13 protein-coding genes and 1 pseudogene are annotated in these 14,795 nt (G+C 62.5%); 6 read left to right on the forward strand and 8 right to left on the reverse strand.

What is annotated here, in order from left to right:
* The first annotated feature begins 77 nt into the window (after nt 1–77).
* Nucleotides 78–833, forward strand: a complete 756-nt coding sequence (locus tag X907_RS02720) for a class I SAM-dependent methyltransferase (protein WP_127565520.1) — start codon at nt 78–80, stop codon at nt 831–833.
* Nucleotides 834–1,046: 213 nt separating this feature from the next.
* On the opposite strand, the pseudogene X907_RS02725 reads toward X907_RS02720, so the two are convergent.
* Nucleotides 1,047–1,175 (reverse strand): annotated as a pseudogene (locus X907_RS02725) (transposase); the annotation flags it as partial.
* Between the two features lie 186 nt (nt 1,176–1,361).
* Here X907_RS02725 and X907_RS02730 point away from each other — a divergent pair.
* Nucleotides 1,362–3,005, forward strand: a complete 1,644-nt coding sequence (locus X907_RS02730) for a coiled-coil domain-containing protein (protein ID WP_127565521.1) — start codon at nt 1,362–1,364, stop codon at nt 3,003–3,005.
* A 454-nt stretch (nt 3,006–3,459) separates the two neighbouring features.
* Here X907_RS02730 and X907_RS02735 read toward each other — a convergent pair whose 3' ends face one another.
* The 7 genes from X907_RS02735 to X907_RS02765 form a co-directional block, all read right to left on the reverse strand.
* Complete coding sequence (locus tag X907_RS02735; RefSeq protein WP_127565522.1) at nt 3,460–4,083, reverse strand: prepilin peptidase; 624 nt, start codon at nt 4,081–4,083, stop codon at nt 3,460–3,462.
* Nucleotides 4,073–6,205, reverse strand: a complete 2,133-nt coding sequence (locus X907_RS02740; protein WP_127565523.1) for a type II secretion system protein D — start codon at nt 6,203–6,205, stop codon at nt 4,073–4,075. The genes X907_RS02735 and X907_RS02740 overlap by 11 nt, the downstream gene beginning before the upstream one ends.
* Nucleotides 6,206–6,209: 4 nt before the next feature.
* Nucleotides 6,210–6,707, reverse strand: a complete 498-nt coding sequence (locus X907_RS02745) for a hypothetical protein (protein ID WP_127565524.1) — start codon at nt 6,705–6,707, stop codon at nt 6,210–6,212.
* Nucleotides 6,704–7,225 carry a hypothetical protein gene (locus tag X907_RS02750; protein ID WP_127565525.1) on the reverse strand — a complete coding sequence of 174 codons (522 nt, stop codon included), beginning with the start codon at nt 7,223–7,225 and terminating at the stop codon, nt 6,704–6,706. The genes X907_RS02745 and X907_RS02750 overlap by 4 nt, the downstream gene beginning before the upstream one ends.
* A 63-nt stretch (nt 7,226–7,288) precedes the next feature.
* Complete coding sequence (locus tag X907_RS02755; protein WP_127565526.1) at nt 7,289–8,377, reverse strand: hypothetical protein; 1,089 nt, start codon at nt 8,375–8,377, stop codon at nt 7,289–7,291.
* Complete coding sequence (locus X907_RS02760; protein WP_127565527.1) at nt 8,289–9,335, reverse strand: type II secretion system protein GspK; 1,047 nt, start codon at nt 9,333–9,335, stop codon at nt 8,289–8,291. Before X907_RS02760 ends, X907_RS02755 begins: the two co-directional genes overlap by 89 nt.
* Nucleotides 9,326–9,946, reverse strand: a complete 621-nt coding sequence (locus X907_RS02765) for a PulJ/GspJ family protein (RefSeq protein WP_170175434.1) — start codon at nt 9,944–9,946, stop codon at nt 9,326–9,328. Before X907_RS02765 ends, X907_RS02760 begins: the two co-directional genes overlap by 10 nt.
* 209 nt (nt 9,947–10,155) lie before the next feature.
* Here X907_RS02765 and gspG point away from each other — a divergent pair, with 209 nt between their 5' ends.
* The 4 genes from gspG to X907_RS02785 all read left to right on the forward strand — a co-directional run bounded on the left by gspG (nt 10,156) and on the right by X907_RS02785 (nt 14,794).
* Nucleotides 10,156–10,596, forward strand: coding sequence for a type II secretion system major pseudopilin GspG (gspG, locus tag X907_RS02770; protein ID WP_373870266.1), 441 nt, complete (start codon nt 10,156–10,158; stop codon nt 10,594–10,596).
* 8 nt (nt 10,597–10,604) lie between these two features.
* Nucleotides 10,605–11,039, forward strand: coding sequence for a prepilin-type N-terminal cleavage/methylation domain-containing protein (locus tag X907_RS02775; protein ID WP_127565529.1), 435 nt, complete (start codon nt 10,605–10,607; stop codon nt 11,037–11,039).
* A 415-nt stretch (nt 11,040–11,454) separates the two neighbouring features.
* On the forward strand, nt 11,455–12,861 hold the full coding sequence (locus tag X907_RS02780) for a hypothetical protein (RefSeq protein ID WP_127565530.1): 1,407 nt from the start codon (nt 11,455–11,457) through the stop codon (nt 12,859–12,861).
* 142 nt (nt 12,862–13,003) lie between these two features.
* The gene (locus X907_RS02785; protein ID WP_233352496.1) at nt 13,004–14,794 is read left to right on the forward strand and encodes a GspE/PulE family protein; all 1,791 of its coding nucleotides are present in this window, start codon (nt 13,004–13,006) and stop codon (nt 14,792–14,794) included.
* Nucleotide 14,795 lies beyond the last annotated feature (1 nt).

Raw genomic sequence — 14,795 nt, forward strand, 5'->3', positions numbered from 1 at the left:
TCCACGCATCACTACGATCGTCGGTGAGCCTATAAAAGGGAATTGAAGCTTTGTCCGAACAGGAAGTTTCACAATTTATGACGGCGTTTGAACGTGCCCGCCAACGCGCTGATCGCTTCGAGGGGATGATGGGGCCGATTTCAATTGGCCTGTTTGAAGCCTTTCTTGAGTTGCAGTTGAAAAGCGGCGTTCACGGCAACATGGTCGAGTATGGCGTTTACCGCGGCCGGTCGGCCGCTGTAGCACTTTCAAAGCTGCGCGCCTCGGAGCGAATGATGTTGGTCGATGCCGCAGTCAAGTATCCGGAGTTTGTCAAATTAAAGTCCATCAATCCGAACTTCGATTTCATTGAAGGTAAGTCCGAACAGCTGGTTGACGATGACCGACTCCGTGCCTTTCTCGAGGCGGGTGTCCGTTTTTCTCACCATGATGCGAGTCATTTCTACGATAATGTCGCGGCTGAGATGGCGTTGATGGAGCCGTTTATTCTGCCGCGGGGCCTCATGGTGCTGGATGATTTTGGCAATCCCAGCTATATGCAGGTGGTTGCAGCGTGTTTCCACCATCTGGCCCGCACCGATTGCAATCTGGAAGTATTCCTTTACGCAAATAACAAAGCCTATCTGTGCCGAAAGGAAGACTTCGAGTTTTACGCCGGGTTTGTGTTGGAAAAGATGCTGCCGCGTCTTCATGCGGTCGGGTTGAATGTCTATCTGTCCCGCACTGACAACAACGCGCGATACCGGGGTTTTTCAATCGCACTTAAGTCCAAGGCGACCGACGACGACCTCTATGGGCTAAGCTTCTTCGGCGACCGGTTTTATCAGCTATAGAGTGGGATACCGCCGTAGGCTTGGCCGGCGCAATAGCGGCGATCGTTGATGACCTGATGGGGTGGACGGCCTCCCCGCATGCGTCGACACCGTGAACCTTGCTCTGCCCCCGAAAAACTGGATCGTTTGAAGCTGGAGTTTTCCGCTAGGTTTCCCTGGGCTGGGAGAGGAGCGGAAGTTCATGAAGGCATCAAAGTTCACTGAGGCGCAGAAGGCGTTCATCCTGAAATAGGTGGCTTGGCTGATCCCCGCCTTGCGGCAGACATCCGCCGTTGCCATGCCGCTCTCCTGTTCGGCCAGGATCGCAATGATCTGTTCCTCGGTGAACCTGCTCTTGCGCATAGTCTGTCACCTCGTGACAGACTCTCAATTCAAATGCCGGACCAAACGCGTCTGAGGTCACACGGGCTGGCCTTATCCGGCATGACCCTCGGTCTGGTGCGCGAGGCCCGTTGGGCTATAAGCTACCTAGCGACTATGGCGGGTCTGCCGGTTCGGCCTGCCTGATCCAGTAGCGAAAGGCGAATTATGCGGCCTGAGATTATCGTGCATCTTGGTTCTGGCTTGTGCAGCGAGCTTGATGACTATGCGGGTTCTGCGGAGAAGGTAGTACTGGTTGAAGCCCAGCCCGATATCGCGGCGCAGCTTCGCGAGTCGGCTGCCCGCTACGCGAATGTGGATGTCATCTGCGGCGCAGTCAGGAAAGATGGCGGCGGCGGCACTGCGCCCTTTGCTGTTTTCAATGTGTCCGAGGTCAGCGGCTTCTGCCCGCCTGGCGCGCTCAAAGCTATGCTCCCGCGGCTCAGCGAGGTGCGCAAGATCGCCGCCGGGCTGATGGACCTGAACTCGGTGCTCACCCGCTACCAGGCGCTCGGCCTTCCCTACCGGGTCATCGTGGATGTGAATGGTCTGGAAGGCGAGATCATCGAAGCGCTGGCGGAACCGGCTTCGGGCTATTTTGTGTCCGATATACGCGTTCACTGCGGGCTCCACGCGCTCTATGAAGGCGGCCTCTCGGCGGCGGAAGTGGAAAGCCGACTTCTTGAAAGTGGGTTCCGTGACGTGGTGAGCGAGGGGAGCGGCCCTGTACGCACCGTGCGCGGCCACCGGAGCCTTGCGGTCTACATCGATACGCTCATCGAGAGAGAGAGAGCTTCACTTCGCACGTTGCAGCAGAGCAGTGCGCAGGCGTATGCGGGCGCGCTGGAGCAGGTCGACCTGCTTACGGCCGAGTTGGAGCGCGTGCGGTCTGAAGGTGAAGCGTCTCGTAGCGCGCTGGAAGGCCAGCTTGCCGAGAGGCTGGCTCAGCGGGATATGGCGCGCGAGCGCGAGAAGGCCAATTTCGAGGCGCTCGAGACGGCCAAGCGCCAGCTTGCCGACAAGGAAGCCGAGCTAGAGCGCTTGCATTCGGAAGGCGAGGCCGCACGGACCGAGCTGGAGAGCCTTCAGCAAAGCAGTGCGCAGGCGTATGCCGGCGCGCTGGAGCAGGTTGACCTGCTCACTGCAGAGATGGAGAGTCTGCGTTCGGAGGGTGAAGCCTCTCGCAGCGCGCTGGAGAGCCAGCTTGCCGAGAGGCTGGCTGAGCGGGATACGGCACGCGAGCGCGAGAGGGCCAATTTCGAGGCGCTCGAAAATGCCAAACGCCAGCTTGCGGACAAGGAAGAAGAGCTGGAGCGCGTGCGGTTTGAGGGTGAAGCGTCTCGCAGCGAACTGGAAGGCCAGCTTGCCGAGAGGCTGGCTGAGCGGGATACGGCACGCGAGCGCGAGAAGGCCAATTTCGAAGCGCTCGAAAATGCCAAGCGCCAGGTGCAGGCCGCCGAGTCGGAGCTGGAAAGGCTGCGGACAGCGCTCGCATCGTCCGAGCGGAATGTCGAGGACCGCCAGAACGAAAACAAGCGTCTTCAACAGGAGCTGGACACCGCGCGGGAAGATCTACGCCTGTCTCTTCGTATACAGCGCCTCGCGCAGGCCGATCTTGCCGAACTTCAGCAGCGCTACGCTGAGTCAGTGTCGCAACGTGCGGATATTGAAAACCAGATCAGCGGCCTAATCGAACACTTTCAGTTAGAGGATGCCAGAAAATCGGCCTTGGCGAAAAAGCCCGCATTGCCTGCCGGTCAGAACCGGCGCCCGGTAAACAAGACAAAATCCAGATCTGCGAAGGGCAAATAGCAGGCGCTACTTGTTGGCATGAGAATATGTCAATCCGCTAATTGTCCATCAAGTCCTCAGGAGACATGTATTGCCTTTGAAAGGCCAGTCTTCGGTGTGTGCTCTGGCGTGAATATTCGTCTCGCCGGGCCCGCAGGGTCACTATATCGACCCAGATTAGATGCATGTCCATCTGATACCGGCCACCGGCCAGTTGAGGTTCTCCATCTGCCTCAGAAGTCCAATCTATCGTCCAGCCTTCGATCTCCAGAGATCCGCTATCTCTCACCGGACGCGACTCGATTATTCGCAAGGCTGAACGTTCTATACGCGGGTATTCGGCAATGAGCTCGAGCTGGACGGCTGACCTATAAAGGTTTTCGACCAGTGCGTAAAATGGCCACAACACCGCTGCCAGCAGTGCCACTGCCACCAACGCTTCCATGGTGGAAAATCCGCTACGCATCGTTCGTGGTCAGCCGTGTCCGCCTGCTATCGCCATGACGCCATAACCAAACATGAGGCCAGGACCAAAAGGCAGTCTGGCCTCAGTCTCACTGGTTGTGTGCCTTATGAAAGCGGCCAGCAACAAGGTTATGGCTACTGCGAGCAGAAGGGCAAGGGGGATCAGACTTGCAGGAACCCAGGTCGCGCACGCCGCTCCAAGAAGAAGATCACCTGAGCCAAGCGCCCTGCGCCCAGTTCTCCAGCGGACTAATCCGGCAGCCAGCGCCAGAACGGCAAGCGTCAGCACGGCAGCCATTGCGCGATCGGGAAGAAGCGAACTAGCCATGGCGCTCGCCAAGCCGGCAACGCCGATCAGTACGGAGCCGGCGTCCGGGAGCAGCTGGCGGCGCAAATCTGTGGTGGCACTTACTGCCCCTGCTCCCGCGGCTGCGGCGAACAGCACAGGCGCCATAGGTGCGGTAAGCCAGAAGATGGCAGTGACGACCAGCAGCAAGCTTAAAAGTGCTGCCGGAGCGCTGATTTTTCTGACCGATGGCATACCAGCCAGTGCTGCCGTCAACATGGCGCTTACGGACCAGGCCAGCGCACAGGCCAGCATCAGGCTGACCCAAGTCAGGTGGCTACTCATCATCACCGGGCCGGGCAACCTCAACCTGCAAGGCAGGCCCGGCCGGAACAAGCCGCCCACCTGTTCGCAGCGGCGTCGCAAACGCGCGGTTGATTTCGTCGGCGTAGAGCTCGGCCATGCGTTGCCGGTCGTCCCGGTTGCGCAATATGTATGGTGTGACCATCACCAGCAGTACTGTGCGATCCGAGTTGAACGACATGGTGGAGAACAGCGCCCCGACAACGGGGACGTTCTGTAAACCGGGCACCCCAGTTGTGCCCCGATTGACCCTTTGTTCCATCAGCCCGCCCAAAATGGCCGTCTGCCCGTCCTGCAGGGTAATTTCGGAAGTCAGGCTCCGGTTGGAGATGATCGGGCTGGCGATGGACTGGTTGGGGTTGGGCTGTGCCGCGCTGACTTCCTGGCTGATCGTGAGATCGATACGGTCGTCGGAGTAAACCCTTGGCTCGACATTCAGCAAGACGCCCGTGGACCGGAACTGAATGGTCTGGAGAATGTCGGTGGACCCGGATTGCTGGGTGGTTGCCGCTCGCTGGCTTGTAATGATGGGCACATCGGTACCGACCTGGACTGATGCAGATGAGCCCGATCTAGCCGTCACTCGCGGCGTAGATAGGATGTTTATCTGCGTGTTGGTCGCGCGCGCGGCAGCCTGAATATCCACATCGCCAGCGCGCAGGACAGCGCTGATGCCGCCGGACTCCAGCCCCAGCCCGCCCCGGGTACGAAGTTCGACGTCGCCCCCGTATGTGTTCAGAAGAAACTCGAAACCGTAGCGCTGCTCTTCGGTAAGCGTCACTTCCGCAATGGTTACTTCAATGAGTACTTCGGGAGCAGCGGTATCAAGATCAATCAACAGGCGCTCAAGCGTTCGGAATTCGGCTTGTGTGCCAACGAAAATGATCCGGTTCCCCACAGAGTCTACAGAGATACGTGAGCCGGGCTGGCTTTGCGGACGCTGCGCTGTTTCCGATTCCACGCGCGTATCCGCGGAAGTCGTCTCACCCATGATACGGGCGGCAATTTCAGCGAGTGTCTGGGCTTCACGAGCGCGCGCCTGGAAAATATGCGGCGTTCTGGCGTCGCTGGCGGCCGCAGCTGCGTCCAGCCTGCGCGCGGTTGCTATCAGGTGGCCCATCGCGCGCTCGGAATCGGCAAACACGATAATCTGGTTTGTCTGGGGTACGGGGATTAGTGTGACAGGCCGGACAGCTCTGGGCCCCAAGCCGATCTGGTAGCCCTCCGTTGTCAGAATATCGATCAGTGCTTGCGTCAACTCGCTTGCTCGCCAGTTCCGTGGCGCAAGCGTGGCCGCGTCGGAGTTGGAAAAGCGCAGATCATCCATCTGAAGTATGATGGCAAGTGCTGCGTCGACATTGTCCGATAGTCCGCTAAGCGTCAGTGCGTTGACGTCGCGTCGCATCTGGATACCCAGTTCGGAGCGCCCGGGAAAGCTCACGCGGAGAATCTGCTCCATCTCAGCGGCATCGATCGCTTCAAGCTGAACGAACTGCACAATCGGACGCAGGCTTGCCGGTACATCGCTCCGCGCGCGCGATCGGATAAATTGAGGCCTGGAAGCCTGTAACTCGGAGCGCTCGACAATCCGCACAAGACCGTCGCGATAGGCGGCCGCCAGCCCGTATTCTCCTATCGCCGCCTCAAACAGCTGGAAGAAGGTCTCGCGATCCATGTCCCTGACGCTGCGCAGGGTAACCACGTCGTTTCTGTCCGCCACACCTGGCCCCAGCGTATAGGGCAGCTCCAATATGTCCCCGAGGACCGTATTTACGAACGCACCCAGCGGCTGAGCGGGAATAGTGGCATTGACCGAGCTGCCAGACAGGCGGGGACGCGAGTCCGGTTCGGCCAGAGATGAACGCCTTTCCCGGGCCATGGCAGGTACTCGCCAGGATCCACTCACGATTGCATGGTCCTGGCGTGCCTCCGGCACATCCTGGGCCTGGTGCGGGATGTATTCCTGTTGTTCTGCCGTGGGCTCTGCCGGACGCGGTGCAACGTCCGCCAGTTGTGCGCGGAGCATCCCGCTTTCATCGAACCCCGCGCATCCGCCCGAAGTCAGAGCGAAGCCGACAACAATTGATGTTACGATAGCCCTGCGCATGGAGTCAGATGTCCTGAGTTACAAAAACGTTGATGCTTCGTTGTTCGGAGTCGCTGGCAATTTCGATGCCATTGGGTCCAATAGCAAGAATCCGCCACTCATTATAGATTAGGTCCCCCTGCTGGAGGACCTCCTGCCGGCCATCAGCAAAACGGGCTATCACCCGCCATTGTCCGTCGAGAGCATACAGAGCTCGTATCCGCGGGGCGCCTTCTCCGAGCTCCCCCTCCAAGTCAATCATATCTGTCTCTACGGCTTCCGTCGCTACCTCCGACGTCGGCCGTTCCAACGGAATTGATCCCGGGAACAGCCCGGTGCTGCCAAGACGTTCAACCAAAACAGCGACATCGGCTGCACCAAGAGGCGCGACAAACGTGTCCACGGTCTGGCCGCCGATTATTGCTTCGGGTGCCGGCGGCGGAGACAGCGCGAATCCGGCCATTGCGGCGACCGGGGCGAGCGCCAGAACAAGCGACAGCCGTACGCTGGCGATGTTCCTCACGTGTCCGACTCGATCATGGCCGGAGCGAGGAAGCGCACCGTGAATCTGCGGTTGGAGGCGCTCCAATCGATAAATGTGGGACGCAGATCGCCATCCGCTGAGGCAGCAGCTTCAAGCAGAGGCGCAAAGGAGCCGGCTCGATCCTGCGCCGAGAGCTCAGCTTCAAATACGACCAGCCCGCCCGGCAGGGACTGCGCCCGGACAATGCTTACCCGTGAACCCGCCAGAGACACGCGCCGTGCGGCGGCCTCGATCGCGCCCTGAATACGAGCGCTGGCGATTCCTTCCGTCGGTGCACGCCAGAAGCGTGCCTCAACGGCGTCAGCCAGCTGTGCTGCTTCGCCGGCAAGGTTTGCCCAATCGCGTTGTTCGAGCGCGGCTTCTCGGGTAGCCAGCTGGCGGCGGGCAAGATCCAGCTCCTGGTCAAGCTGGTTCGACCTGTCACCAGTCTCGAGCAAGGCGTAAATGCACGCAATCGCGGAGAAAATGGCCAGGCCGAGCTGGGCACGTGCAGTCAAGCCAGATCGAATCCGCAAAGCGAGCCCAGGAGGCAGAAAGCGTGAAGGACGGTCTGACATGGTTCAGGTCCTGACTGCGTTCGCCGGAACGACACGCGCTTCGATATCCCACCCGGGCGTATTACCTGACCTTGAGAGGCGCACATCCTGCAGGGTTTCGCGAGCCTCCAGCGCACTTGCAAGTTCGGCAGGCTCGAGGGTTGCTGGTCCCGTCAGCCGGGCGGTGAGCCGCTCTGATTCAATCCGGAACGCTGATATCTGGGCGTTCAGCGTTGCAGCCACTTCAGCAATGTCTGCGGCAGCGGCGAGCGGGTTGGGCACGTCCAGCTCCCGCCTGTACAGAGCCAGCCTCTGGGCGCGGTTGCGGTAGAGCTCGAGCGCCTGATACTGGTCGGCTCCGGCTTCTGCAAAGGCTGATTGCGCGGCGCGCACTGCGTTGAGTTCTGCGGCGGTGCGCAGATACCCCCCAGCGGTGAACGCGAGCGGGATGAGCAAAAGCGCCGACAGCGCGGTCGCAAGGTGGACTGGTCGAAATCGTCCGCTTGCGATTGCCTGGTGTGCGGCAAGACCGGCGCGTGTCAGTGAGCTGCCGGGCAGGGCAGGGGCGGCGGCTTCGCCGGAATGCGCTGCGCTGCGGCGGAAAACGGCAATGTCCTGCGGGTCGGGCCTAGCCGCCCAGAACCGGCTCGCAGCCAGCTCTCCACCGGTCCAGATCTGGCCCTCATAGCCTTCCGGCCGGACAAGCAGGCGATATCCGTCCTCGGCAGGGGGGGCGTCCAGCAGGCTTTCAGGCAGGACCCAGCTTCCCGGCGGGACACCGAGCGCTTCGAGCCTCTGCTTGTCCCATGACCAGATCCCGATATGGGTAGGTCCCCAGCTGAGGTGCCAGCCCGGATCGGCGAAGGGGCTGCGCGCGCGGGCGGCGAGCGCTGCAGCTTTAAATGTCGTTGCCTGAGATGCGCTGCGGGGCCGCGCAATGCGTTCGAAGTGAACGAGGCTGCGGCTGAGGACAAACTGTTCGCCCAGTACGAGTGCGCGCCACAGATCATGCCGCGCCCGCGGATCAACGCCTGAAGCCCTGACGGCTCTGCGGCTGGGTTGCAGGGAAATCCGCCAGCTCGCCGGGATCGTCGATACGGAAAGCTGCCTCAACCTGTTCTCCCCCTGTGAGAAACTCGAACATCCGCTCATATGGCGCTTCGAACGCGCCGTAGGTCAAGCGGATGCGGGCCACCCGGATCAGTGTCCCGGCAGCCTCTTGCGTCAAGAATAGAAACTCGCTGCCTGCGGGTCCATAGCCGAACTCGTCGTAGTGCACGCTGTCCCAGCCTGGCAGGAACAGGTCGGCGAAGGTAAGCGCTTGGCCAGCCTGCAGGCGTTCGAGCGCCACTTCCCGCTCCCGTTCGCGATCTATCAGGACCGACGCGACATGGTCGGGCATGAAAGCCGGGCTCATGGGCGTGCCCGGGACTATGTTGGCATACAGGTCGAACAATACGGGCTGCCGGCACAGGTCAAGCTGGTCCCAGCCGAGTACCGCGCACAGCTCGCTGGCCCGTCTCAGATAGGTGTTCGCCGGTGCCCGCCCGTCCGGATAATCGTCTGCTTCCGCGCCCCCCAGCCGGCGCAAATCGTCGTCGTCCTCATAGTCGTAAAGCCGGGCTTCAAGCCGGCTGGCCTCGGCAAGGTCCAGCCCTTGCGTGACCAGGAAGGCGCTGACGGAGCCGGGCCGTGTGGTGTCGATGCTGATCAGTCCGGCAACGGCAATGATCCGCACCATCATTTCGCGGCCATCCAGAACCACCCGGTAGGGCTGGCCCCGCAGGCTCACCTTTTCCCCCTCGACCACGAAGTCGGGATAGTCGGGGTCAAGGCTGGGTACGCCGCCGACATGCACGGCGTCCCAGCCCATGGGCTCGGCTAGAAAGGTGTGCAGCACGTGCACTTCGGCTGAGTGCAGGTCGCGCTCCAGCGCTTGCCGGTCCACCCATTGGCGTACACTGCCAGAGGCGGATTCGTGTACCGCATAGGCTGCCGCGATCAGCACCGCCAGTATGGCGATCACGCCGAGCGTGAGCGGAAAGACATAGCCCGGCCGGGTCAGAACCATCGGTCCACATCTCTCTGACGCGCCATGGGCGGGCGCGAACGGGTTATGGCGAAGGCATGCACAACGGCCGTGGAGCCGCCATCCTCCGGAACGATCAGGATCACGCGCGGAACCGGCCGGAAGAATAGCGGATCAACGGGAAAGCCCTGCTCCGGCGGCCAGGCAGGATGGGCATTGCCGTCGAAATCGAGATAGGCCAGCCGGGCCGGCACCGCCAGCACGTACTCTGCCACCCTCTCCCCGTTCTCGGTGTAGACCAGGCGCGAGACAGGGCCGCCATCGCGGCTAGCCGCCTCGTCCTCTTCCAGAGTCACGGTGACAATGCCGACAGCCCCTGCGTGACCGGTCAGTGTCAGGTCGGTAAGGCCGCGAAAACCCGCCTCATCGCCCTCGAACGGCGTGCCGCCCTCCAGATAGTCCGGCTGAAGGCCTGCGATGGCGCGGTCGAGCGTCAGCCAGTCGATGATCTGCTCCTGCGTGCCCGCCACCGCCCGGTCCAGCCGTGCGGCCTGCGCTGAGACGGCGCTGAGCGTATCCAGCAGAACGAGCGTCACCATCGCGGCAATGATCAGCGCGATAAGGGTCTCGATCAGGGTAAATCCGGGCCGCATGGGCCGGAGGCTAGTCCGCTCCCTGCCCCCAGCGCAAGCGCACCTGTGCGTATTCCCCTGCTGGCGATGAACCGTTACTATCGGGAGGGTTTCCGTCGAGCAGGCAAGGCCCTGCCGTGGCGTATCGGGGAGTAGCATTGATGTTGATGACCAGATGGCGGGCAGGACGGGCCGGAGCCCCCGGCATGCGCAGGCCGGGCCTGTTTCGCATGCGGCCGGGATATTCCCTGATGGAGGTGCTGATCGCGGTGGCAATCATTGCGCTTCTGGCCGCGCTTATCGCGCCGCGCCTGTTCGGCCAGCTCGACAGCTCCCAGGTGACCGCCGCGCGCACCCAGATCCGCATGATCGAGACCGCGCTGGACACCTTGCGCCTGGATGTGGGCCGCTATCCCACCGAAGAGGAAGGGCTGGCCATGCTGGTCACTCCGCCTGCCGACCTCATCGATATCTGGAATGGTCCTTATCTGGATGGCGGCCTGCCGCGCGACCCGTGGGGCACGCCCTTCCAGTACCGCCCTGCCTCCAGCCCCTCGCGCCGCGGCGTGGTCTACAGCTTCGGTGCCGATGGCCAGCCCGGCGGGGAGGGCTCTGCCGCCGACATCTATTCGCGAGGAGCCGGGCCGGACGACGATGGCGGGCAAAGCTGATCCGCGCCATGCGCCTGCGGCCCGGCTACAGCCTGCTGGAAGTGCTGATCGCGGTAGCGATCATCGCCCTGGCGGCAGGTATGGCCGTTCCCGGCCTTCTAGGCGGACTGGAAGCGCGTGAGGCCTCGGGCTATTTCCGCACCGCAGAGGCACGCCTGCGCGCCCTGCGCATGGAGGCCGCGCTAGATGCGCGCGCTATACAGCTTGAAGACGCGGATCTGAACGCCGCCCTGCCGCCGCCGGGACAGGGCTGGAGCCTTGCCGCAACAGGCCAGCTTGCCATCAGCCCGGCCGGACGCTGCCTCGAGGGGGAGGTGCCGGTACATCTTGTGCTCTCTGCCCCCGGCGGGCGCAGCTGGGCGCGCCTGGCCAGGGGAAGCGAATGCGTGCTGGAGCCCCCGCCGGTGCAGGAGTCCGGTGAGGGCGGCGTGGCCGTGTTCTGACCGGAATACTTGGTGGCCGGGCGTTTTTTGTCTTGACGGATGGCCCACACCGGCGTTCAGTGTCTCTCCCCCCCCCTGATGTGAATAACATGGCGATTATGTGTCAGATGGCTTGGCGGTACCGCCGCCCGGCCCGTATCTGCTTGCTCGGCAATATAAAATGACTGTTATTTGACAGGGTGTTGCAGATTGGCACCGCTTTCCGTCAGGCCGTGCGCGGGCACCTGAAATTGTGGCACAGCAAGGGCAAAATCGATTGACAGGTCCGGATTGCCGCCCTTAACTCGCCGCCAGCGTCACGACACTGTCTGACGTAAATGGGCGGGGTATACAAATAATCGTCCCGTCCATGAATGCGAGACGTCGTGGCGTGTCATGGCCATGACACGGTTGTAACTATGGAGGGGGAACCCCTATGACTATTAAACATCTTCTCGGCGGTGTAGCTGCTGCCGCCCTGCTTACGGGCGCGACGTTTGCGCAGCAAGTGACAGTAACTGGCGCTGGTGATTTTCAAGGCCAGGTGGTCGCGCTCGAGGGCGGCCAGGACCTGGCTGGCGATCTTGTGCTGGAATTTGACCTGAGTGGTGCATTTGCCGGCATGGGCGCAGGCGGTGCGGTTCGTCTGGACATCCAGATTGACGGTGCCACGTTTGACGGCCCGGTGTCCAACACGGCGTTGGTGTCTGCCGGGGCCAACTGCGGCTTCGGTGCTGCACCGTCGCTCGGCGGCGGCGCTGGCGGGAACACGGTGCGTTTTTCAAGCACCGGTCAGCTCAATCTTTGCGCGGCTGGTACCGCGACGATCACGTTGCCGATTGAAGCCACAACGTTTGGCGAACAGATCTCTGTCAGTGCAACGTTTACGGCAACCGCCGATGCCGGGACGTATGGCCCGGTGGTTTCGCTCGACGTTGATGCGGACGATATCGTCAGCTTTGATAACGCGCTGACCTACTCCATCGCGGCTGGCGCTGCTGGCGCCGGTGAGCTCGATGCTAATGGCGAAAACCTGCTTGGCAGCGGTATTCTCGGCGTGCTGTCCGTCGCTTATGATGACACGCTGAACTATGATCTCGCTGACACTCTCGCCGCTGCCAACATTGGCACTGACAACCTTGTTGCCAGTGGTGAACTGACTGTAACCCTCGCCAGCGCTGCCGGTATCGACTTCATCGAACTCGACGGTGTGGACTGCCCGGCTACGGGTAACGTCTTTACCTGTGCGGTCGATATCGCTCAGCTCGAAATTGATGGCGCTCATGACATCACCTTCGATGTCGATGGCAACGGGGCCGTAGCCCAAACGCCGTCTGCTTCGCTATCGCTCGTCGCTGATGGGGGTGCGAATGCCGATGCGGACGTGTTCGACGGCGTCGCTGCCACCGATCTGGCCGAAATCACTCTTGATGATGGTCTCGACACCTCGTCGCTGGCCAATGCGAACTTCGCCTGGGTCCGCTTCGGCACGGGCGGAACGGAAAGCAATTTCCGCATCCAGTTCGCGGATGCAGATGAAGCCAATGCCGTGACGGAAGTGCGTGTGGACGTTGACGCCGGCAATGGCGTTGACGCTCAAACCGTGACGCTCGTGGCGGGCACCGCCAATGACGGCTTCGTGGTTCAGGGTGCGACCATCACCTTCAACTCGCGTGGTCTCGGTGCGGCCTCCGGCCAGAGCGGCAATGCCGACATCACGGGTGTTGACCTGCAACACTCCGACGATGAGCCGGGTGTGGGCAACGGCACGATCCTGCGTCAGCTGATCAACCGTAACACGGCCAGCTTCGTGGCTACGCCGGGCCTCGCGAGCGACAACTAAGTCGTCTCTCCGGTTTTACGGAAAAGCCAAGGGAAGGGGCGGTCTTCGGACCGCCCCTTCTTTTTCATGTGTTTCCCCTTTTGCGCCCCCGCCCGGGCGCCTGTATCGTGACAAAGCATTGAGGGGGCAAAGGCTCCCGCGCATGGCTGGCAGGACAACGATGGACGAGCGCCGGATAGGGGACATATTGCGCGAAAGCGGGGCCATCTCGGCAGAGGATGCCGAGCAGGCGCTCGCCTATCAGCGCGAGACCGGCGCGCTGTTCGGTCAGGCACTGCTTCGCCTTGGCGCGGTCGCCGAGGAAAAGCTCCTGAGCGCCCTCTCCGCCCAGCTCGGCTTTTCCGTGCTGGACCGCGCCGCCCTGCCCGAAAATGACGAGGTCTTTGCCGCCTCTGCCCGCGCCGTCGGCCTCCCCTTGCGCTGGCTTGCCGCCAAGGAGGCCGTGGTCTGGACCGTGCCGGACGGCTCCGGCGATGAGGCGGAGGCAAAGCTCATCCTGCTGGCGCGCAACCCGCTCGACCCCGCGCTCAATGAGCGCCTGCACACCGGCTGGGCCGGCCGGGTGGAGCGTGTGCTGGCCTCAAACCGTCTGCTCGACAGCGCGCTGGCGCGCCTGCACTCGCTCTCGGCCCAGCGCCCGGACGGTGTGCTGACCGATGCCGAACGCCTGCGCGAAATGGCCGAGGAAGCGCCCGTCATCGACTTTGTAAACGCACTGTTTGAGGACGCGCTGCGCGACGGGGCCAGCGACATCCATGTCGAGCCCTTTGAACACGTGTTCAAGGTGCGTTTCCGCGTCGATGGCGTGCTGCATCTGGTGCAGACCCAGCCGCGCTCGCGCTTTGATGCGGTTGCCTCGCGCGTGAAGCTGGTGTCGGGCATGGATATTGCCGAGCGCCGCCTGCCGCAGGACGGCCGTCAGACCATACGCTTTGCCGGCGAGGAAGTGGATTTGCGCGTGTCCAGCCTGCCAGGCGCATGGGGCGAATCGCTGGTGCTGCGCCTTCTGCGCAAGCGCCAGGAACTGCCCACGCTCGATGGTCTGGGCCTTGAAGGCGCGCCGCGAACCGGTTTTGACCGCATGATCCGCGAGCCCAATGGCGTCATCCTCGTCACCGGCCCGACCGGCTCAGGCAAGTCGACAACGCTCTACCGGGCGCTGGAGCTGGTCAATGATGGCGAACGCAAGATCATCACGATCGAGGATCCGGTCGAGTACGATATGGACGGGATCACCCAGGTGCAGGCGCGCGCCGACATCGGCTACAGCTTCGCACGCGGCCTGCGCGCCATACTGCGCCAGGACCCCGACGTCATCATGATCGGCGAAATCCGGGACGGCGAGACGGCGCGCATCGCCATCCAGGCCGCGCTGACCGGCCACCTCGTCTTCTCCACCCTGCACACCAATTCGGCCATGGCCGCCATTGAACGGCTTGTCGATCTGGGTGTGGAATCCTTCCTGGTCTCGGCTGCCTTGCGGGGCCTGATGGCTCAGCGCCTCGTGCGCCGGCTGTGTGATCATTGCGCCCTGCCCGCCCCGCCGGAAGATATCGTCATTGCCGAGCAGCTGCTCGACCAGTCCCGCAGCGAAGGCGCGCTGTGGCCGGCCGGCACATTCGCCGCGCCTGCGCACTGGCGCGTACCGCAAGGGTGCGATCACTGCCGAGGGCAGGGCTATCTGGGCCGCGTCGCGGTCTATGAGGCCGCCTATGTCGATGGGGCCTTGCGCGAGGCTGTCGCCCGCCATGCCCCCTCGCGTGACCTGATGGCCGCCGCCCGCGCCGCCGGCTTCCTGACTATGCTGGAGGACGGGATGCTAAAGGCGCGAGCGGGCCTTACCTCCGTGGCGGAAATCATGCGTGTGCTGGGCGGCGGGCCGGAAGTCGTGATCGACGAGGCACCGCCCGCACGCCTGAGCGCACAAATCTAGG

Source organism: Glycocaulis alkaliphilus (genome assembly GCF_004000605.1).
In the GTDB taxonomy this organism is placed as follows: Bacteria; Pseudomonadota; Alphaproteobacteria; order Caulobacterales; family Maricaulaceae; genus Glycocaulis; species Glycocaulis alkaliphilus.